This window comes from Burkholderia cepacia GG4 (assembly GCF_000292915.1).
In the GTDB taxonomy this organism is placed as follows: Bacteria; Pseudomonadota; Gammaproteobacteria; order Burkholderiales; family Burkholderiaceae; genus Burkholderia; species Burkholderia cepacia_D.
This window is the reverse complement of sequence record NC_018513.1, coordinates 319,540-339,193: the sequence shown is the minus strand read 5'-3', so window position 1 is coordinate 339,193 and position 19,654 is coordinate 319,540. Positions and strand designations below refer to the sequence as shown.

Sequence of the window (19,654 nt, the reverse complement as noted above, 5' to 3'; positions counted from 1 at the left end):
AAAACAGGTTAGCACGGAGACGCCGATGCTCGAACTTGGCAACCGCTTCAGTTTCGAAGGCCACCGGATCGCGTGGGGAACACTCGGTGAAGGGCCGCCGCTCGTGCTTGTGCACGGCACGCCGTTTTCGTCGCAGGTGTGGCGCCGGATCGCGCCGTGGCTCGCGCGGCGTCATCGCGTGTTCTTCTACGACCTGCTCGGCTACGGCCAGTCGGACATGCCGGACACGGACGTGTCACTCGGCCGGCAGAACGTGCTGTTCGGCGCGATGCTGGACGAATGGAAGATTGCGCGTCCGCGCGTGCTCGCGCACGACTACGGCGGCGCAACCGTGCTGCGCGCGCATTTCCTCGACGGCATCGCGTATTCGGACCTGACACTCGTGAACCCGGTCGCGATCGCGCCGCAGGGCTCGCCGTTCGTGCGACACGTCGCGCAGCACGAAGCCGCGTTCGCCGGGCTGCCGGCGTACGCGCATCACGCGCTCGTGTCGGCCTATATCGGCCATGCAGTCGCGCGGCCGTTGAGCGACGACGTGCTGTCGATCTACCGCTCGCCCTGGCTCACGCCGGCCGGCCAATCCGCGTTCTACCGACAGATCGCGCAGATGCGCCAGCGCTACATCGAGGAAGCAGAGGCCCGCTACGCGCCGCCGGACTTTCCGGTGCGCATCGTGTGGGGCGAGGACGACGGGTGGATTCCGCTCGAGCAGGGGCAGGCGCTCGCCGACCGCATCGCAGGCGGCAAGCTGATTCGCGTGCCGCACGCGGGCCACCTCGTTCAGGAGGACGCGCCGGAAGCGATCGTCGCGGCCGTGCTCGACGGGCACGGGCAGGATTGAGCCGCCTCGGCCGCCGCGCCGCGTCGCGTCGTGCGTCAGAATGCCGGCACGCCTTGCGCGAGCGTCGCGACGAACTTCGCGGTGCGCGGGTCGCGCGGCCGGCCGAACAGCTCGCGTGATGCCCTTGCCTCGACGACCCGGCCATCCGCGAGAAACACCGCATCGTGCGCGACCGACGCGGCCAGGCGCAGGTCGTGCGTGGCCATCAGCATCGTCGTGCCTTCACGCGCGAGCTGGCGCAGCACGTCGACGACTTCGACCGACAGCTCGGGATCGAGCGCCGACGTCGGCTCGTCGCAGAGCAGCACCTCCGGCGACGGCGCGAGCGCGCGCGCGATGGCGACGCGCTGCTGCTGGCCACCCGACAGCGTCGCGGGCCACGCATCGGCCTTGTCCGCGATGCCAACTTTGTCGAGCAACGCGAGCGCCCGCTGGCGCGCCTGCTCGCGCGGCCAGCGCTGCACGGTCACGAGCCCTTCCATCACGTTCTGCACGACGCTCAGGTGCGGGAACAACTGGAAGTTCTGAAACACCATGCCGGTCTGCCGGCGCACCGCGAACACGGCATCGCGCGACGGCCGATGGCCGGCCGCGAAGTCGATGCGCGCATCGCCGACCGTGAGCGCACCCGTCTCCGGCACTTCGAGCAGGTTCACGCAGCGCAGCAGCGTGCTCTTGCCGCTGCCGGACGGGCCGATCAGCGCGGTCACGCTGCCCGGCCGCAACGCGAGGTCGATCGCGGTCAGCACGCGATGCCCGCCGAACGACTTGTCGATGCGCTCGAGACGGATCATCGCAACTCCGCGTGGAACAGCGCGTGACGGCCGAACCGGAGCTCGAGGCGACGTTGCAGTGTCGAGAGCACGGAGCTGAACAGCAGATAGATCAGCGCGGCTTCGGTATAGAGGATCAGCGGCTCGTAGGTGACGGCCGCGATGCGCTGCGCGGCCTGGAAGATCTCGGGCACGGTCAGCACGGCCGCGAGCGAGGTGTCCTTCACGAGCGATATGAACGAATTCGACAGCGCGGGCAGCGCGACGCGCGCGGCCTGCGGCAGGATCGCGCGACGCAGCGCCTGCGCGCGCGTCATCGCCATCGAGTACGCGGCTTCCCACTGCCCCTTCGGGATCGACTCGATCACGCCGCGGATCACCTCGGCGTTGTACGCGCCGACGTTCAGCGAGAAGCCGATCACGGCGGCGGTCAGCGGGTCGAGCACGATGCCGACGCTCGGCAACCCGTAGAAGATCACGAACAGCTGCACGAGCAACGGCGAACCCCGAAACAGCCAGATGTAGAAGCGTACGCCGGCCTGCGCCCAGCGCGGCCCGAACAGGCGCGCGAGCGCCGCGCCGAACGCGAGCAGCAGGCCGATCGCGAACGATGCGAGCGTGAGCGGAACCGTGAACACGAGCCCCGCAACCAGCAGGGGCCGCAGCGATTCCGCCATCAGGTGCAGCCAGGACGGCATCGTTCAGCCTCGCATCACGGCTGCGACACGTCGCGGCCGAAGTACTTCTGCGAGATCTTCGCGTAGGTGCCGTCGGCCTTGATGTCCGCGAGCGCCCGGTCGACCGCGGCCACCAGCGCCGGGCTGCCCTTGCGCAGCAGCACGCCCGATGCATCGCCGGCGCCGGTCGTGTCGGTCGCCGCGATCTTCAGTTTCGCGTCGGGCTTGTGCTTGCGGAAATCGAGGTACGACAGCGAATCGTTGATGGTCGCGTCGACGCGACCCGAGCTCAGCAGGTCGATCGATTCGTTGAAGCCCTGCACAGGCACCACGTCCGCGCCGTGCGCGGCCGCGAGCTTGCCGAAATTGCTGGTCAGCGTATTCGCCGATTTCTTGCCCTTCAGGTCGTCGAACGAGCGGATCGACGTGTTGTCCGCGCGCACGATCAGCACCGCGTGCGACGTGATGTACGGCGTCGAGAATGCGTACTTCGCCTTGCGCGCATCGGTGATCGACACTTCGTTGACGACTGCGTCGTAGCGGTTCACGTCGAGGCCCGCGATCAGCCCGTCCCACTTGCCTTCGACGAACTCCGCCTTCACGCCGAGACGCTGCGCGATCGCGCTCGCGATGTCGACGTCGAAGCCCGTCAGCTTGCCCGTCGCGTCGTGATACGTGAACGGTGCATAGGTGCCTTCGGTGCCGACCCGGAACACGCCGGCCGACTTGATCTGCGACAGGTCGTCGGCAGCCAGCGCGCTCGTGACGGCCGAGGCCTGCAGCAATGCGACGATCAGGATGGAGCGTAGGAATTTCATAGTGCGGACCCCGAACGATGGAAGGGAGTGAACCCGCCGGCCCGAGCGGCCGCGCGAGAGGTCCGCAAATTCTACCGACGCGTCGAGGCCCGGCAAAAACGCAAATCGGCTAACGATATGAGCGCGTCGAATAACGCGCCGGCCAGCCTCGCCCATCCCTCAGACGAATCCGTCGCGATGCAGCGCGGCGATTGTCCGACGATTCGTTACCGGCGGTTACAGAAGCGACACCGCGGTATCACCTGTTCGGCATGCGCTACGTACCATGAACACAGGTGAACCTATTGCTCGCGGGCCTTGCCCCCCACGAACGGAGTGAACGGCAAATGAAACGCATCGTGTTGTCCAGTGCCCTCGGCATCGCGGCCGCCTGCCTGTCGGCAAGCGCGTTCGCGCACGCCGACATCGGCGTGTATTTCGGCGTGCCGGGGCCGGTGATCGAGGCGCCGCCGCCTGTCTACTACCCGCCGCCGCCCGTCGTGTACGAGCCGGCGCCCGCCTATTACGCCCCGTACTACGGCGAATATCGCTACCGCCGCTACCGGCACGACAACGGCTGGCATCGCGGCTGGCGACATCACCACGACGACGACGACGATTGACCGTCGCCTGGCGGCCGTCGCGGCCGCATCCCGTCGGGGGACAATCCACGCGCCGGCCTTCGAGCCGGCGCGTCCGCATCACACGCCACTTACCATGGCAGCGAATAGGTCTTCGTGTTCGTGAAGCTCTTCATCGCTTCCTGCACGCCCTCCTTGTAGCCGAGACCCGAATCCTTCACGCCGCCGAACGGCGTCAGTTCGAGCCGGTAGCCCGGCACTTCGCGCACGTTCACGCTGCCGACTTCGAGCTCGGTGATGAAGCGCGTGATGCTGTCGAAGCGGTTCGTGCAGACCGACGATGACAACGCATAGTCGGTGCTGTTCGACATCCGGATCGCCTCGTCGATGTCGCGAAAGCGCATGATCGGCGACACCGGCCCGAACGTCTCGTACTTCACGAGCGGCATGTCGGGTGTCACGCGATCGATGACCGTCGGCGAATACAGCGCGCCGTCGCGTACGTTGCCGACCAGCAATCGTGCCCCACGCGCAATCGCGTCGTTCACCTGCTGCTCGCAGAACTTCGCGGCCGCTTCGTCGATCACCGTACCCATGTCGACCGACGGGTCGGCCGGGTTTCCGTACGCCCACGCGCGGGTTTTCTCGACGACCAGCTCGGTGAAGCGGTCGGCCACGGCCTCGTGCACGAGCATCCGCTTGATCGCCGTGCAGCGCTGCCCCGAGTTCTTGTACGAGCCCGATACGGCGAGCGTGCTCGCCTCGTCGAGATCGGCATCCTCCATCACGATGATCGGATCGTTGCCGCCGAGCTCGAGCACCGCGCGCCGGTAGCCCATCCGCGACGCGATCGACTTGCCGATCGATACGCCGCCGGTGAACGTGATCAGGTCGATCGCCGGGTTCGTGACCAGCTCGTCCGCGATGTCCTTCGGGTCGCCGGTAATCACCTGCAGCATCTGCGGCGGCAGGCCGGCTTCATAGAGGATGTCGGCGAACAGGTAGCACGACAGCGGCACCTTCTCCGACGGCTTCACGACGATCCGGTTGTTGGTCGCGACCGACGGCACGACCTTGTGCGCGACCTGGTTCATCGGATGGTTGAACGGCGTGATCGCGGAAATCACGCCGAGCAGTGGCTCGCGCTGCGTGTACACGCGGCGCTTCTTGCCGTGCGGCGTCAGATCGCACGAGAAGATCTGCCCGTCGTCCTTCAGCACTTCGCCCGCGCCGAACGTGAGCACGTCGGCCACGCGCCCGGCTTCATAGGTCGAATCCTTGATGCACAACCCGGCCTCGGCCGTGATCAGCGCGGCGATCTCGGCGGTGCGCGCGCGCACGATGTCGGCCGCGCGGCGCAGGATCGCCGCACGCTCGTGCCGCGTGAGCGACGGCCGGTACGCACGCGCAACCGCGAACGCGCGGCGCACGTCGTCGAGCGTCGCCTTCGGGACGGTGCCGACCAGCGCGCCGTCGTACGGGTTGCGCACCTCGATCACCGCGTCGCGATAGATCCTTTCACCATCGATTCGCAGTGCTTCACGATAAAGTGCGCGGACTTCCGTCGATGCTGCAATGGCGTTCATGAGTGTCTCCCTGGCGGATGCGTCCGCGTCACTGCAGATGGTTGAGCGCGATATCGATGATGTCGAAGTTGCGCAGCCGCGCGCGCCCCGTGACGTCAGTCGCGACCGGCTTGCTGAAGATCAGCGGCACGATCTGCTCGGAGATCCCGCCGTGCGAGCGCAGCGGCACGTCGAGGCCCGACAGGTCGTGCTTGATGCGGCGCGTGCCGAGCACGACGTCCTGCTTCGAGATCACGATCAGGTCGCCCATCCGGTCGGGCGGCAGCTCGAAGCGCGCGCAACCTTCGGCGCCGGTCAGCACGACCTCGATGCCGTCCACCGCGGCGAGTCGCGCGCGCAGCGCGTCGGTATCGGCGTCATCCGGCACATAGACGGTCGCGAACGAACCGAGCGCGCCGTGGTGCACGACGTACGGATCGGTGATCGGCAGGATCACGCGCGCTGCGTCGTGGCCGAGCCATTCATCGAACAGCTCCTGCAGGTAGATCACGTTCGGCTCGCCGGTTTCACCGTCGTGCTTCGCGTTCATCCCGTGGTCGGCCGTGATCGCGACGATCGCGCCGAGTTCGTCGAGCCGCTTCAGGTACGTGTCCATCATCTGGTAGAACGCGTTCGCACCGTCGGTGCCCGGTGCGCACTTGTGCTGCACGTAGTCGGTCGTCGACAGGTACATCAGGTCGATCGGACGCGTCTCGAGCAGGCGCACGCCGGCCGCGAACACGAATTCCGACAGGTCCGCGCTGTACACGCTCGGCACCGGCTTGCCGACCAGCTCGAGCACGTCGTCGATGCCGTTTTCCTCGATGCTCGCTTCATCGGCCTTCTCCGACGAGAAGCAGATGCCCTTGAGCCCCTTGCCGAGCAGGCGGCGCAGCTTGTCCTTCGCAGTGACGACCGCGACGCGCGCGCCCTGCTCCGCGAAGGTCGCGAGCACGGTGGGCGCGACGAGGTACTTCGGATCGTTCATCAGCACCTCGGCACCGGTGTCGCGATCGTAGAAGTAGTTGCCGCTTATCCCGTGGATCGCCGGCGGCACGCCGGTAACAATCGACAGGTTGTTCGGGTTCGTGAAGCTCGGCACCACGCACTCGCCCTTGAGCGCCGTGCCCGGCTTCAGCAGCGTGCGCAGGAACGGCGCGACGCCGGCCTCGGCCGCCATCTCGAGATATTCATAGGCGCAGCCGTCGACGCAGACGACCACCACGGGGCGGCTCATCCAGTTGTAGCGGCGGCCGTTCACTTCCACGGATACAGGCGTTTCAGTCATGACGTTCAGTCCTTTCGGTTCGAAGGGGGTTGAGCTGTCGGCGCCCGCGCCGCGCCGAGGAGGTGTTTTCCATGCTTGACATTAAAATTGATGATTTGTAGATTGTCAACAACATGCAAATAACAGAAAGCAAAATACGGAAGCACGAGGAAGCACAAAGAGGGCTGGTCTCCACTCATCCGCCGCGTGCCGCGGCGCCACAGTCAAGGGGTCTGAAGATGAACGAAGTGCCGGTACACAAGCGTTTCAATGGATGGGCGACGGGCGCGGCCCGTGTCGCGCTGGCTGCCGCGGTCGCGCTCGGTGCGGCCCAGGCGGCGCACGCGAAGACGTCGCTGCTCGTCTACACCGCGCTGGAAGACGAGGCGATGAAGCCCTACAAGGACGCGTTCGAGAAAGCGAACCCCGACATCGAGATCCGCTGGGTGCGCGACTCGACCGGCTCGGTCACCGCGAAGCTGCTCGCGGAAAAGAACAATCCGCGCGCGGACGTCGTGCTCGGCCTCGCCGCATCGAGCCTCACGCTGCTTGACCTGCAGGGGATGCTGATGCCGTACTCGCCGAAGGACTTCGACCAGCTCACGCGCAAGTACAGCGACGCGAACACGCCGCCGCACTGGGTCGGCATGGACGTGTGGGGCGCGACGATCTGCTACAACCGCGTCGCCGCACAGGCCAAGAACATTCCGAAGCCGACGTCGTGGGAAGACCTGACGAAGCCGGTCTACAAGGGCGCGATCGTGATGCCGAGCCCGGTGTCGTCGGGTACCGGCTATCTCGACGTGACTGCCTGGCTGCAAACCTTCGGCGACGACAAGGGCTGGAAATTCATGGACGCGCTCGACAAGAACGTCGCGCAGTACGTGCACTCGGGCTCGAAGCCGTGCACGCTCGCCGGCACCGGTGAATTCCCGATCGGCATCTCGTTCGAGTTCCGCGGCCACGAGCTGCAGGCGCAGGGCGCGCCGATCGACCTGGTGTTCCCGAAGGAAGGGCTCGGCTGGGACATGGAAGGCACGGCGATCATGAAGACGACCAAGCAGCCTGACGCCGCGAAGAAGCTCGCCGACTTCATGGCCAGCAAGGACGCGAACCAGATCACCGCACGCTGGTGGGCGATCGTCGCGTACCCGGGCGTCGCGCGCAAGCTGGCCGGCATCCCCGACAACTATGCGGACCTGCTCGTGAAGAACGATTTCGTGTGGTCCGCGAAGAACCGTCAATCGATCCTCGATACCTGGCAGAAGCGCTACGGGGCGAAAGCCCAGCAGTAACGCCGCAACCGGCAGCGGGGCCGCGCCACGCGCCGCCCCGCATCCCTTTCCATCGTCGTATCCGGCCCGCGTCCGGGCCGCCCGCAGCGTGGAGGCGTGCATGGCACCCTATCTGAGCGTAGAACGCATCGAAAAGCGGTACAACGACACACAGGTCCTCACCGACATCAACCTGAGCGTGATGAAGGGCGAGATGATCTGCTTCCTGGGGCCGTCCGGCTGCGGGAAAACCACGCTGCTGCGGATCATCGCGGGGCTCGAGACGCAAAACGCCGGCCACATCACGCAGGACGGCCGCGACATCTCGCGGCTGCCGCCGCAACTGCGCGACTACGGGATCGTGTTCCAGTCGTATGCGCTGTTTCCGAACCTCACCGTCTTCGACAACGTCGCGTACGGGCTGGTGAACCGCAGGATGAAGCGCGACGCGATCCACGAGCGCGTGCATACGCTGCTCGCGCTGGTCGGCCTGCCCGACAGCCATCGCAAGCATCCGGGCCAGTTGTCCGGCGGCCAGCAGCAGCGTATCGCGCTGGCGCGCGCGCTCGCGACATCGCCGGGCCTGCTGCTGCTCGACGAGCCGCTGTCGGCGCTCGACGCGCGCGTGCGCGTGCGGCTGCGCCAGGAAATCCGCGCGCTGCAGCAGCGGCTCGGCGTGACGACGATCATGGTCACGCACGACCAGGAAGAAGCGCTGTCGATGGCCGACCGCATCGTCGTGATGAACCACGGCGTGATCGAGCAGATCGGCACGCCGCTCGAAATCTACCGGCAGCCCGCGTCGCCGTTCGTCGCGGACTTCATCGGCCGGGTCAACACGATCCCCGCCGAAGTCGCGCAGGACGGCACGCTGCGGGCGGGCGGCGTCGGCTTCGACTGCCGCCACGGCACCGCCCGCCCGGCCCAGGGCGCGGCGGTATCGGTCTACGTGCGGCCCGAGGACCTGCGCATCCGCGTGCCGGGCGAGACGGCCGACAACGTGCTGGCCGGCCGCGTCGAGAAGCTCGAGTTCCTCGGCGCGTTCTGCCGCGTGAGCTTCCGGATCGACGGACTCGACGGCCAGGAGATCGTCGCCGATCTGTCGTATCACGACGTCGACCGCACCGGCGTGCAGGCCGGCGCACGCATCGACCTCGCGCTCGATCGCGAGCATGTCCGCGTGTTCCCGAGCGCGAAGGAGCGACTGCAATGAGCACCGTCCTGACCGAGCGCCGCCGCGGCGCCCCCGCCCCCGCCGACGTGCGGCAGATCACCCACTGGCACGACCGCCTCGCGCAGCTCGCGCTCGTCGCGATGGCCGCGCTGATGTCGCTGTTCCTGCTGCTGCCGCTCGCGCTCGTCGTGCAGAAATGCTTCGTCGACGCGGACGGGCGTTTCGTCGGCGCGCACAACTTCGTCGAGTATCTCGAAGACAGCGGCGTGCTGCGCTCGATGCTGCATTCGCTGACGGTCGGCGCGCTCGTCACGACGATCGTCGTGCCGATGGCGTTCACCTTCGCGTATGCGCTGACGCGCTCGTGCATGCCGCTGAAGAACGCCGCGCGCACGATCGCGCTGCTGCCGCTGCTCGCGCCGACGCTGCTGTCGGCCGTGTCGTTCATCTACTGGTTCGGTAACGCGGGGCTGCTCAAGCCGCTGCTGCACGGCCACTCGATCTACGGGCTGCCAGGCATCGTGCTGAGCATGGTGTACGCATCGTTCCCGCACGTGCTGATGATCCTCGTCACCGCGCTGTCGCTCGCGGACGGCCGGCTCTACGAGGCCGCCGACGCGATGGGCACGAGCCGCATGCGCAAGTTCTTCACGATCACGCTGCCCGGCGCGAAATACGGGCTGATCAGCGCGACGATGGTGGCGTTCACCATGTGCATCAACGACTTCGGCGTGCCGGTGGTAATCGGCGGCTCGTACAACGTGCTGTCGACCGACATCTACAAGCTGATCATCGGGCTGCAGGACTTCAACCGCAGCGCGGTCGTGAGCCTGATGCTGCTGTGCCCGGCCCTCGTCGCGTTCGGCGTCGACTTCTTCATCCGCCGCCGCCAGCAGTCGCAGCTCGGCGCACGCTCGACGCCTTACCAGCCGAAGCCGTCGCGCGGCTTCGACGCCGCGATGCTCGCGTACTGCGCGCTGGTGTGCGCATTCTTCATCGCGGTGGTCGGCATCTCGGTGTTCGCGTCGTTCGTGAAGTTCTGGCCGTACCAGATGAGCCTCGGGCTGCAGCACTACCGGATGGGGCTGATCGGGGCCGGCATCTTCGACGCGTACAAGAACAGCCTGCGGATGGCCGCGACCGTCGCGCTCGGCGGCACGATCGTCGTGTTCGGCGGCGCCTACCTGATCGAGAAGACCCGCGGCGCGCGCTGGCTGCGCGGCTTCATCAGCCTGTGCGCGATCCTGCCGATGGGCGTGCCCGGCCTCGTGCTCGGCATCAGCTACATCTTCCTGTTCAATGCGCCCGGCAATCCGCTGAACGGGCTGTACGGGTCGCTGTGGCTGCTCGCGATCGTCACGGTCGTCCACTACTACGCGTCGAGCCACCTGACCGCCGTCACCGCGCTGCGGCAGATCGACAGCGAGTTCGAGGCCGTGTCGGCGTCGCTGAAGGTGCCGTTCTACAAGACCTTCCTGCGCGTGACCGTGCCCGTGTGCCTGCCCGCGATCCTGCTGATCGCGCGCTACCTGTTCGTCAACGGGATGACGACCGTGTCGGCCGTCGCGTTCCTGTACTCGCCGGACACCCAGCCCGCCTCGGTCGCGATCCTGAACCTCGACGACGCGGGCCAGATGGGCCCGGCCGCCGCGATGGCGACGCTGGTGCTCGCGACCTCGTCGTTCGCCTGCGTGCTGTTCGCGTGCATCTCGCACCGCCTGTTGCGCCGCACGCAGGCCTGGCGCAACCCGCATCGCCGTTGATCCTTTAGCCGCATTCACGTGACGTCCCGACTTCATCCAGGAGACACCATGACGCTCGCCACCCAGCCCATCCTGCTCACCCCCGGCCCCCTGACGACCTCGGACCGCACGCGCGACGCGATGCTGCGCGACTGGGGTTCGTGGGACGGCGACTTCAACGCGATCACCGCGCGGCTGCGCGAACGGCTGCTGCAGATCGTGCACGGCGAAGGCACGCACGAATGCGTGCCGTTGCAGGGCAGCGGCACGTTCTCGGTCGAGGCCGCGATCGGCACGCTCGTGCCGCGCGACGGCCACGTGCTCGTGCCGAACAACGGCGCGTATTGCCAGCGCCTCGCGAAGATCTGCCGCGTGCTCGGCCGCCGGCTCACGACGATCGACTACAGCGAGGATCGCCGCGTCGATCCGGCCGACGTCGAGCGCGCGCTCGCCGCAGATCCGACCATCACGCACGTCGCGCTCGTGCACTGCGAAACCGGCGCCGGCGTGCTGAACCCGCTGCACGACGTCGCGCAGGTGGTCGCGCAGCACGGCCGCGGGCTGATCGTCGACGCGATGAGCTCGTTCGGCGCGATCGAGATCGACGCGCGCACGACGCCGTTCGACGCGGTGATCGCCGCGTCCGGCAAGTGCCTCGAGGGCGTGCCGGGGCTCGGCTTCGTGATCGCGAAGCGCACCACGCTCGAACGCTGCGAAGGCAACAGCCACTCGCTCGCGATGGACCTGTACGACCAGTGGGTCTACATGCAGCGCACGACACAGTGGCGCTTCACGCCGCCGACGCACGTGGTCGCGGCACTCGATGCGGCCGTCGCGCAATACGTCGACGAAGGCGGGCTCGCCGCACGCGGCGGCCGCTACCAGCGCAACTATCGCGCGCTGATCGACGGGATGCGTGCGCTCGGCTTCCGGCCGTTCCTCGATCCGGCAATCCAGGCGCCGATCATCGTCACGTTCCATGCGCCCGACGATCCGAACTACGACTTCAAGCGGTTTTATCAGGAGGTCAAAAAGCGCGGCTACATTCTGTATCCGGGCAAGCTGACCGAAGTCGACACGTTCCGCGTCGGCTGCATCGGCCACTTCGGCGAAGCCGGCATTCCAGGCGCCGTCGCCGCGATCGCCGACACGCTGAAGGCGATGGGCGTGCACCGCGTGTCCGCCGAAGCGGCGGCCTGACGCGATGCACCGGGCCGCACCGCGGCGCGCGGCCCACCGCCGCGCGTCGCCGTGCGGCGGTTTCGTTTTCTTTTTTCCCGCTGTGCGCGGCACGGCGCCCGACCCTTACCGGCACGACATCCGATGCGACCCTTCTGGATCGAACAAGCCCTGTTCAACGACGGCGATCTCGCCCCCGCGCTGCAGGGCGCAACCCAGGCCGACGTCTGTATCGTCGGCGGCGGCTTCACGGGGCTCTGGACCGCGATCCAGGCAAAGCAGCAGAACCCGGCGCTCGACATCGCGATCGTCGAAGCCGACCTGTGCGGCGCCGGCGCGAGCGGACGCAATGGCGGCTGCCTGCTCACGTGGTCCGCGAAATTCCTGACGCTGCGGCGCCTGTTCGGCGAAGCGGAGGCGATCCGCCTCGTGAAGGCGTCGGAAGCGGCCGTCCAGCACATCGCCGATTTCTGCCGCGCGCACGGCATCGACGCCGAACTTCGGCTCGACGGCACGCTGTACACGGCGACGTCGCGCGCGCAGGTCGGCACGCTCGCGCCGGTGCTCGACGCGCTCGCCGCGTGCGGCATCCACAGCTACGAGCCGCTGCCGGCCGCCGAAGTCGCGCGCCGCTCGGGTTCCGCACGCAATCTCGACGGCGTGTACTCGCCGATCGCCGCGACCGTGCATCCGGGCAAGCTCGTGCGCGGGCTGCGCCGCGTCGCGCTCGACATGGGGATCCGGATCTACGAGCGCACGCCGCTCGTCGACTTCACGCCGGGGCAACCGGCCGTCGTGCTCACGCCGTCCGGCAGCGTGCGCGCGAACAAGCTGGTATTCGCGATCAACGCGTGGATGGCGAGCCGCTTCCCGCAGTTCGAACGCACGATCGCGGTCGTGTCGAGCGACATGGTCATCACCGAGAAATGCCCGGAACTGCTCGAGCGGACCGGACTCGTGGACGGCGTGTCGGTGCTCGATTCGCGGATCTTCGTGTACTACTACCGCACGACCGCCGACGGCCGGCTGATGCTCGGCAAGGGCGGCAACACGTTCTCGTGGCGCAGCCGCATCGCGCCCGTGTTCGACCGGCGCTCGCCCTACGAGGCGCAGCTCACGCAGAGCCTGCGCGACTTCTTCCCGTCGCTCGCGGGCGTGCCGGTCACCGCGAGCTGGAACGGGCCGTCGGACCGCTCGGTGACGGGCTTCCCGTTCTTCGGCCGCCTCGACGACGCGCCGAACGTGTTCTACGGCTTCGGCTATTCGGGCAACGGCGTCGGGCCGACCTACATGGGCGGGCAGATCCTGTCATCGCTCGTGCTGGGCCTGGACAATGCGTGGACGCGCAGCCCGATCGTGCGCGGCCCGCTCGGCCATTTCCCGCCGGAGCCGATCCGTTATGTCGGCGCGCATGTCGTGCGCAATGCGATCCGCCGCAAGGAGCGTGCGGAAGACGAGAGCCGGCAGCCGTCGGTCGTCGATACGTGGCTCGCGAAGTTTGCGAGCGCGGCCGGAAAGGCCGACAAGGCGTGACGATGCGTTGACCGGAAGACGCAACGAAAAAGGGACGCTGCGAAGCGTCCCTTTGCGTTTGCGTAGCAGCCCGCGCGGGCGCTGCCGGTGCTCACACGCGCGCGGTTTTCTCCCGCGCCGCCTTGCCCGTCGCGGGCAGCCCCTGCTCGTGCGTGCGACGCATCCGTGCGAGACCATGCGTGACGTGCTCGCGCACGAGCGCGACGGCCTTCTCCTCGTCGCCGCTGGCAAGCGCCTGCACGATCTTGTCGTGCTCGGCCGCCGACACGGCGATCGCGTCCTCCTCGGCCTCGATCGCCGCCTGGCGCAGCAGCCCGAGCTGACGCACCAGCCGGCGATAGGTGTCGGTGAGGTGCGTATTGCCGACGCCGACCACCATCGCGTCGTGGAACTGCACGTTCAGCTCGGTGTAGCGCGTGACATCGTGCGTCTTCGCCGCGTCCTTCATCGACTGGATGATGCCCTTCAGCACCTTCAGCGTGTCGGGCGAAATGCGCTTCGCGAGCGCGCGCGCGACCGACTCGTCGAGCATCGCGCGCACTTCGTAGATCTCCTCGGCCTCGCGCAGCGGCACGACCCGCACCGTCACGCCGCGGTTCTTCTCGTTGCGCAGCAGCCCGGCCTGCTCGAGCGCGCGGAACGCTTCCCGCACGGGGCCGCGCGACACGTTCAGCTTGGTCGCGATATCGACTTCGTTGAGTTTCTCACCCGGTGCGTATTCGCCGGACACGATCGCGCGCTCGAGCATGTCCTGGACAATCATCGCGAGCGACTGGCTTTGCAGGAGTTCGATGGCGTTGAGCGCGTTCGGGGCTGTCATGGTCGGGCAAGCAGCGTAGCTGCGGATGAAAACGAGGGCGCCATATCGGCGAATGATCCTTATATATCCTCGGCCCGGAATATTGTCAACAGTTTTCAGTTTCCAAAAACCAGTCGCACGGCCGGCGTGAGCACGCCGGCCGTGCGATGCAGGCCCGCCGTCAGGCCGTCTGCTTCACCGGCCCCGGATCGCTCTGGCTCGGCCGGCCCGTCTCGACGTGGCCCGCGAAGCGGCGCACGACCTTGTCGTCGCCGCCGCGCAGCGTCGTCGCGGTGATCGTCAGATCGTACCAGCCGTGGCTCGACGACAGCTCGAAGTGATCCTCGATGCGTTCGCCCGGCTCCAGCGTGTAGGTCCGCGCATGCGCATGGCTGTACGCGTTGTCGACGACCACGCGGCACGCCGCGCGGCCGCTGTTGCGCAGTTGCAGGTACACGTGGCGGTTGCGCACGTCGTAGCCGATCTTCGCTTCCGGGTTCGCGTGGCTGCCGTCCGCGGCGAGCCGCGTGTTGCCCTGGAATTCGCACAGATAGCCGTTCGGGCCGTAGGCGGCGAGATGGTAGTCGCCGCGCGCGGCCGCCGTGCTCCAGGTATCGGCGAAGCGGTCGTGCGACGACACCGCATAGCGGCGCGGCGGCGTCGCCGGGTTACGACGGTCGTACACGTAGAACGCGGCGCCCGCGTCGCCCGAGTTCGCGAAATCGAGCGACACGCTGTCGTCGCGGCCGTTCACGCGAGCATGCACGAACAGCTCGTACGGCAGCGCGCGTGCCGGACGCGTGCCCGGCTCCTGAGCCGGCATCGACTGCTGCGCGGGCACCTGGTACGCCTGGCCGGCCGTGGCGATGTGCTGCGGCACCGTGAAGCTCACCGTGCGCGTATCGGGTCGCGCGGAGAAATCGAACGCCGACGTGAGGTCGCCGCAGATCGACCGGCGCCACGCGCTGATGTTCGGCTCCATCACGCCGAAGCGCGCCTCGAGGAAACGCAGCACCGACGTATGGTCGAACGTCTCCGAGCAGACCCAACCGCCCTTCGTCCACGGCGAGATGATGATCAGCGGCACGCGCGGCCCGAGGCCGATCGGCTGGATCCCGCCCGGGTCCGCACCCGGCACCAGCGGGCTCATCTCGCCCGGGTACTTGTTCAGGTCGAGCAGTTCGTCGCCGAGGTTCGACAGCAGGTTCGACGACACGATGCCCTGGCCGCCCACCCCGCTCGTCACCGGCGGCACCGGCGGCACGACGTGGTCGAACAGCCCGTCGTTCTCGTCGTAATTGAGGATGAACACCGTCTTCGCCCACACCTCGGGGTTCGACGTCAGCGCCTCGAGCACCATGTTGATGTAGAACGCGCCGTCGGTCGGCGACGCCTGCGGGTGCTCGCTGTACTTGTACGGCGACACGATCCACGACACCTGCGGCAGCCGGTTCGCCTGCACGTCGGCCTTCAGCTCGGCGAGCGTGTGGTCCGATGCGCCCTTGTCGACCAGCGGGCCGCTCGCGCCTTCCTTCACCTGGAACTTCTTGAAGAACATCAGCGAGTTGTCGGTGTAGTTGTCGGTCGGGTCGCCCGGGATACCCGTGCCGCCCTGGTACACCTTCCAGCTGACCTTCGCGTTTTCGAGGCGTTCGGCGTAGGTCGTCCACGTGTAGCCGTTCACGTCGTCGCGCTCGCCGATGCCCGGGCCGTTCGGCGGGCTGCCGTAGATGTTGCGCGGGTCGACCGTGCCGGTCCACAGGTAGATGCGGTTCGGTGCGGTATCGGCGTGCGCGGAGCAGAAGTACGAATCGCAGATCGTGAACGCGTCGGCCAGCGCATAGTGGTACGTGAGGTCCTGGCGCTTCAGATAGCCCATCGTCAGCACGTCCTGCTTCTGGTTCACCCACTGGTCCCACTGGCCGTTGTTCCAGGACAGGTGGCCGCTGCTCCAGCCGTGGTTGGTGCCCGGCTGGAATTCGGTCGTCTGCTTCGGGTCGAGGTAGAACGGCAGCACGTACGGCGCCGCCGGATCGAGCCCGCGCGAATGGTAGTGCTTGGTGAACACCGACGCCGGCGGCTGCTGCCACACCGGCGCGCCGCTCGGCAGCAGGTGCGGACGCGGGTCGTTGAAGCCGCGCACGCCGCGCAGCCCGCCGAAGTAATGGTCGAACGAGCGGTTTTCCTGCATGAAGATCACGACGTGTTCGACGTCGCGGATCGTGCCGGTGCGATACGCGGCCGGCATGGCCAGCGCGTTGCGGATCGCGGGCGGGAAGCCGGCGTAGGCGGCCATCGCGCCGGCCGACTGGGCGGCGAGGCGCAGGAAATCGCGTCGATTGGTGGCGGACATGAAGAGGATCCTGTGGGTCGGTAAGAGTGGCGCCGGTCGAGCGGGGCCGGCGGTCGGTGCATGGCCGTTATTAGTCCGCACCGGCATGTCCCGGCCGTGACCGGTTCCAGCAGGTTTCTTGTGGCCACCCCCAGCTTTTTTTCGAAGCGGCGCACGACGCGCCTTTCATCCGGCCGACACACGCGTGCGCTATGCTGACGCGCGATCAAGAGGGGGAGAAGCCGAGTCGTGTTCGATCAGCTGAAGGCGTTCCACGCGACCGTCCGGCAGGGCAGCATCACGCGCGCCGCGCGCCACCTGGGCGTCAGCCAGCCGACGATCGCCGCGCAAATCCGGCAGGTCGAGCAGCTGTACGGCGTCGAGCTGTTCTATCGCAGCGGCCGCAAGCTCGAGGTCACCGAGACCGGCATCGAGCTGCTACCGCTGGTCGAGAAGATGATCGCGCTCGAGGCGCAGGCCGACATCATGCTGCGCAACGTCGGCGGCCTGTTCGAAGGACACCTGCGGATCGGCGCAACGGGGCCGTACTACATCATGGACGCGGTCGGCCGCTTCTCGCATGCGCATCCGTCGATCGCACTCACGTGCCGGATCGGCAATTCCGAGGAGATCCTGCAGGCGCTGCATGAATTCCGCATCGACCTCGCGGTGTCGTCGCAGCGCAATGACGCGGACGGCCTCGAACGCAAGGTGATCTCGACCGATCCGCTCGTGCTCGTCGTGCATCGCGACCATCCGCTCGCGCGCTTCGATGCGATCGATGCCGCGCAGCTCGCCGACGTGCGGCTGCTGATCCGCGAGGAAGGCTCGGTCACGCGCCGCTGTACGGAGACGATCCTCGCAGCGGCCGGCGTCGCGGCCACGTCGGTCGCCGAGATCGGCAGTCGCGAAGCGATTCGCGAGGCGATCCTGCATGGGGTCGGCGGCAGCCTCTTTCCGCGCGGCGAGGCCGAGCGTCATCCGGACCTGCGCGTCCTCGCGCTGCGCGGCGTCGACACGACGATCGACGAATACGTGTACTACCTGAAGGCGCGCCGCCAGAGCCCGGCGATCGATGCGTTCCTCGCGTGCATCCTGCCGGCGCAGCACGCTGCGAGCGACGCGATGCGGCAGGTGAACGCGCGCTGAGCCGCCGCGCGCTCACCGGTTTCGCGCATTTCCCGGCGGTGTTCCCGGCGCTTTTCCCGCACCGTCCGTCGTTGCTTTCCTCGCGCCGTCCTTCTCGCATCCCGCCACGCGTTACTTCGGCAGCGCGGGAATCATCCACGTCAACACGTGCTGCTGCAGGAACACGAGCACGCCGAGCAGCAGCGTGAGGATCACGCTGTGCCAGAAGGTGCGCGCGAACACGACGCCCTCCTGCCCCTTCAGGTCGGTCGTCGACACGCCCGTTGCGATGTTCTGCGGCGAGATCATCTTGCCCATCACGCCGCCCGACGAATTGGTCGCGGCCATCAGCACCGGATCGAGGCCGAGCTGCCGGGCGGCGACGACCTGCAGGTTGCCGAACAGCGCATTGCCGGACGTGTCGCTGCCGGACAGGAACACCGCGATCCAGCCGAGCGACGCCGACACCAGCGGGAACAACGCGCCGGTCGACGCGACGCCGGTGCCGAGCGTGTAGCTGATCCCCGAATAGTTCAGCAGATACGCGAGCCCGACGATCATCATCACCGTGACGATCGCGATCCATGTTTGCCGCCACGTCTTGACCACGCATTCGAAGAACGCGCCGACGCCGGTGCGCGTCAGCACGGCCGTGATGATCGCCGACACGAGGATCGCGGTGCCGGTGCCGAGCGGCTGGAAGTCCCAGATCGCCGCGTACGGCTTGTGGTACAGCGACACGAACACCGTGTTGTGCAGGCCCGGCCACTTGATCTTGACGTCGCCGATCGCCGCGATGTTCGCGTGCACCCAGACGATCACGATCACCGATACGACGAGCCACGGCAGCCAGCCGCCGAAGCCCGCGCGCGCGGCGCCGGCCGTGGCGGGCACGCTGCGCGCGAGTGCGTACTGCGGATCGGGCTGCGGTTTCCACACTTGCAGGAAGCCGATCGTGACGATCAGCGACGTGAGCGACGACAGCACGTCGGTGAGCTGGTAGCCGAGGAAGTTCGACGTGACGAACTGCGCGATCGCGAAGCTGCCGCCCGACACGAGCAGCGCGGGCCACAGTTTCGCAATCGAGCGCAGGCCGCCGTACGCGCCGACCACGTAGAACGGCAGCAGCAGCGCGAAGAACGGCAGTTGGCGGCCGACCATCGCGCCGAGCGTCGCCGGCGGTAGCGACGTGACCGCGCCGAGCACGGTGATCGGCACGCCGAGCGCGCCGAACGCGACCGGCGCCGTGTTGAACAGCAGCGTGTAGGTGAGCGCTTCGAGCGCGGGGAAGCCGAGCGCGATCAGCAGCGCGCTGGTGATCGCGACCGGCGTGCCGAAGCCGGAGATCCCTTCGAGCAGGCAGCCGAACGAGAACGCGACGACGAGCAGCACGAGGCGGCGGTCGTCGGGCAGGTTGTCGAGCATCCACTGCCGGAACTGGTCGAAGCGGCCCGACTTCACCGCGATGTTGTACAGCAGCAGGGCATTGAAGACGATCCACATCACCGGCACGACCGCGAGCGCCATGCCGGCGCCGACCGCGTTGAACGCGAGGCCGGCCGGCATGCCCCATGCGCCGATCGCGACCGCGAGGCCGGTGACGAGCCCGGCCAGCGACGCCTGCCATGCAGGGCGGCGCAGCACGCCCAGCGCGATCAGCGCGACCGCGATCGGGATCACCGCGACGAGGAACGACAGGAACAGCGAGTTGGCGACGGGCGTCAACGGCTGCGCGAACAGGATGCCGGGCGGCAGGGCTGCGGTGGGATTCATCGTGTCTCCGTTGTCGGCATCGGAGTTTGCGCTGAAGCGCTTTAGTGCTGACTCCAATCCCATGCTTCGCGGTCGGCCGGAGGTCGTTGGGGGTTGGCGCTTCAGCGCCTGGTCGCACCCCATGCAAGGCTGTTGGCGCTTAAGCGCCTACGCACGCCCCGGTCCCGTTCAAAACCTTCGCTCCACGACCTCGACACCTGCTCGACGCTTGCGCATGCA

General features: G+C 67.6%; 16 protein-coding genes. 8 read left to right on the top strand and 8 right to left on the bottom strand.

The genetic code is table 11. The features are described from left to right. The first annotated feature begins 25 nt into the window (after window positions 1-25). Window positions 26-841, top strand: a complete 816-nt coding sequence (locus GEM_RS01450; RefSeq protein WP_014895680.1) for an alpha/beta fold hydrolase — start codon at window positions 26-28, stop codon at window positions 839-841. Window positions 842-876: 35 nt separating this feature from the next. On the opposite strand, the gene GEM_RS01445 is transcribed toward GEM_RS01450, so the two are convergent. The 3 genes from GEM_RS01445 to GEM_RS01435 are packed head-to-tail and all read right to left on the bottom strand — an operon-like array spanning window position 877 to window position 3,109. After that, window positions 877-1,635, bottom strand: coding sequence for an amino acid ABC transporter ATP-binding protein (locus tag GEM_RS01445; protein WP_014895679.1), 759 nt, complete (start codon window positions 1,633-1,635; stop codon window positions 877-879). After that, the gene (locus tag GEM_RS01440) at window positions 1,632-2,312 is read right to left on the bottom strand and encodes an amino acid ABC transporter permease (RefSeq protein WP_014895678.1); all 681 of its coding nucleotides are present in this window, start codon (window positions 2,310-2,312) and stop codon (window positions 1,632-1,634) included. The genes GEM_RS01445 and GEM_RS01440 overlap by 4 nt, the downstream gene beginning before the upstream one ends. Window positions 2,313-2,326: 14 nt before the next feature. Further along, window positions 2,327-3,109 (bottom strand): amino acid ABC transporter substrate-binding protein, encoded by a 783-nt coding sequence (locus tag GEM_RS01435; RefSeq protein ID WP_014895677.1) that lies wholly within the window; start codon window positions 3,107-3,109, stop codon window positions 2,327-2,329. Window positions 3,110-3,435: 326 nt separating this feature from the next. On the opposite strand from GEM_RS01435, the gene GEM_RS01430 reads away from it, so the two are divergent. Beyond that, entirely contained in the window at window positions 3,436-3,711 is a 276-nt protein-coding gene (locus GEM_RS01430) for a hypothetical protein (protein WP_014895676.1), read from the top strand. Between the two features lie 89 nt (window positions 3,712-3,800). Here GEM_RS01430 and phnY read toward each other — a convergent pair whose 3' ends face one another. Continuing rightward, the gene (phnY, locus tag GEM_RS01425) at window positions 3,801-5,255 is read right to left on the bottom strand and encodes a phosphonoacetaldehyde dehydrogenase (protein ID WP_014895675.1); all 1,455 of its coding nucleotides are present in this window, start codon (window positions 5,253-5,255) and stop codon (window positions 3,801-3,803) included. 28 nt (window positions 5,256-5,283) lie between these two features. Then, entirely contained in the window at window positions 5,284-6,522 is a 1,239-nt protein-coding gene (gene phnA, locus GEM_RS01420; protein WP_014895674.1) for a phosphonoacetate hydrolase, read from the bottom strand. 218 nt (window positions 6,523-6,740) lie between these two features. Between phnA and GEM_RS01415 the strand changes: the two genes are divergently transcribed. The 5 genes from GEM_RS01415 to GEM_RS01395 all read left to right on the top strand — a co-directional run bounded on the left by GEM_RS01415 (window position 6,741) and on the right by GEM_RS01395 (window position 13,403). Beyond that, complete coding sequence (locus GEM_RS01415) at window positions 6,741-7,796, top strand: putative 2-aminoethylphosphonate ABC transporter substrate-binding protein (RefSeq protein ID WP_014895673.1); 1,056 nt, start codon at window positions 6,741-6,743, stop codon at window positions 7,794-7,796. 100 nt (window positions 7,797-7,896) lie between these two features. Then, window positions 7,897-8,988 carry a putative 2-aminoethylphosphonate ABC transporter ATP-binding protein gene (locus GEM_RS01410; protein ID WP_014895672.1) on the top strand — a complete coding sequence of 364 codons (1,092 nt, stop codon included), beginning with the start codon at window positions 7,897-7,899 and terminating at the stop codon, window positions 8,986-8,988. After that, window positions 8,985-10,712, top strand: a complete 1,728-nt coding sequence (locus tag GEM_RS01405; RefSeq protein ID WP_014895671.1) for a putative 2-aminoethylphosphonate ABC transporter permease subunit — start codon at window positions 8,985-8,987, stop codon at window positions 10,710-10,712. The genes GEM_RS01410 and GEM_RS01405 overlap by 4 nt, the downstream gene beginning before the upstream one ends. A gap of 48 nt (window positions 10,713-10,760) precedes the next feature. Continuing rightward, window positions 10,761-11,891, top strand: coding sequence for a 2-aminoethylphosphonate--pyruvate transaminase (locus GEM_RS01400; RefSeq protein ID WP_014895670.1), 1,131 nt, complete (start codon window positions 10,761-10,763; stop codon window positions 11,889-11,891). 123 nt (window positions 11,892-12,014) lie between these two features. Beyond that, complete coding sequence (locus GEM_RS01395; protein ID WP_014895669.1) at window positions 12,015-13,403, top strand: FAD-dependent oxidoreductase; 1,389 nt, start codon at window positions 12,015-12,017, stop codon at window positions 13,401-13,403. Window positions 13,404-13,494: 91 nt separating this feature from the next. On the opposite strand, the gene GEM_RS01390 is transcribed toward GEM_RS01395, so the two are convergent. Both GEM_RS01390 and GEM_RS01385 read right to left on the bottom strand, forming a co-directional pair. Beyond that, window positions 13,495-14,223, bottom strand: coding sequence for a phosphonate utilization associated transcriptional regulator (locus GEM_RS01390; protein ID WP_014895668.1), 729 nt, complete (start codon window positions 14,221-14,223; stop codon window positions 13,495-13,497). Window positions 14,224-14,383: 160 nt separating this feature from the next. After that, a complete protein-coding gene (locus GEM_RS01385) occupies window positions 14,384-16,555 on the bottom strand; it encodes a phosphocholine-specific phospholipase C (RefSeq protein WP_014895667.1) in 2,172 nt (723 codons plus the stop codon). 228 nt (window positions 16,556-16,783) lie between these two features. On the opposite strand from GEM_RS01385, the gene GEM_RS01380 reads away from it, so the two are divergent. Then, window positions 16,784-17,683 carry a LysR family transcriptional regulator gene (locus GEM_RS01380; protein WP_014895666.1) on the top strand — a complete coding sequence of 300 codons (900 nt, stop codon included), beginning with the start codon at window positions 16,784-16,786 and terminating at the stop codon, window positions 17,681-17,683. Window positions 17,684-17,794: 111 nt separating this feature from the next. On the opposite strand, the gene GEM_RS01375 is transcribed toward GEM_RS01380, so the two are convergent. After that, a complete protein-coding gene (locus GEM_RS01375; RefSeq protein WP_014895665.1) occupies window positions 17,795-19,435 on the bottom strand; it encodes an L-lactate permease in 1,641 nt (546 codons plus the stop codon). Window positions 19,436-19,654: the final 219 nt, after the last annotated feature.

Coding starts and splice junctions, on each gene's coding strand:
- GEM_RS01450 (WP_014895680.1), top strand. CDS start 26: ATGCTCGAACTTGGCAACCGCTTCAGTTTCGAAGGCCACCGGATCGCG.
- GEM_RS01445 (WP_014895679.1), bottom strand. CDS start 1,635: ATGATCCGTCTCGAGCGCATCGACAAGTCGTTCGGCGGGCATCGCGTG.
- GEM_RS01440 (WP_014895678.1), bottom strand. CDS start 2,312: ATGCCGTCCTGGCTGCACCTGATGGCGGAATCGCTGCGGCCCCTGCTG.
- GEM_RS01435 (WP_014895677.1), bottom strand. CDS start 3,109: ATGAAATTCCTACGCTCCATCCTGATCGTCGCATTGCTGCAGGCCTCG.
- GEM_RS01430 (WP_014895676.1), top strand. CDS start 3,436: ATGAAACGCATCGTGTTGTCCAGTGCCCTCGGCATCGCGGCCGCCTGC.
- phnY (WP_014895675.1), bottom strand. CDS start 5,255: ATGAACGCCATTGCAGCATCGACGGAAGTCCGCGCACTTTATCGTGAA.
- phnA (WP_014895674.1), bottom strand. CDS start 6,522: ATGACTGAAACGCCTGTATCCGTGGAAGTGAACGGCCGCCGCTACAAC.
- GEM_RS01415 (WP_014895673.1), top strand. CDS start 6,741: ATGAACGAAGTGCCGGTACACAAGCGTTTCAATGGATGGGCGACGGGC.
- GEM_RS01410 (WP_014895672.1), top strand. CDS start 7,897: ATGGCACCCTATCTGAGCGTAGAACGCATCGAAAAGCGGTACAACGAC.
- GEM_RS01405 (WP_014895671.1), top strand. CDS start 8,985: ATGAGCACCGTCCTGACCGAGCGCCGCCGCGGCGCCCCCGCCCCCGCC.
- GEM_RS01400 (WP_014895670.1), top strand. CDS start 10,761: ATGACGCTCGCCACCCAGCCCATCCTGCTCACCCCCGGCCCCCTGACG.
- GEM_RS01395 (WP_014895669.1), top strand. CDS start 12,015: ATGCGACCCTTCTGGATCGAACAAGCCCTGTTCAACGACGGCGATCTC.
- GEM_RS01390 (WP_014895668.1), bottom strand. CDS start 14,223: ATGACAGCCCCGAACGCGCTCAACGCCATCGAACTCCTGCAAAGCCAG.
- GEM_RS01385 (WP_014895667.1), bottom strand. CDS start 16,555: ATGTCCGCCACCAATCGACGCGATTTCCTGCGCCTCGCCGCCCAGTCG.
- GEM_RS01375 (WP_014895665.1), bottom strand. CDS start 19,435: ATGAATCCCACCGCAGCCCTGCCGCCCGGCATCCTGTTCGCGCAGCCG.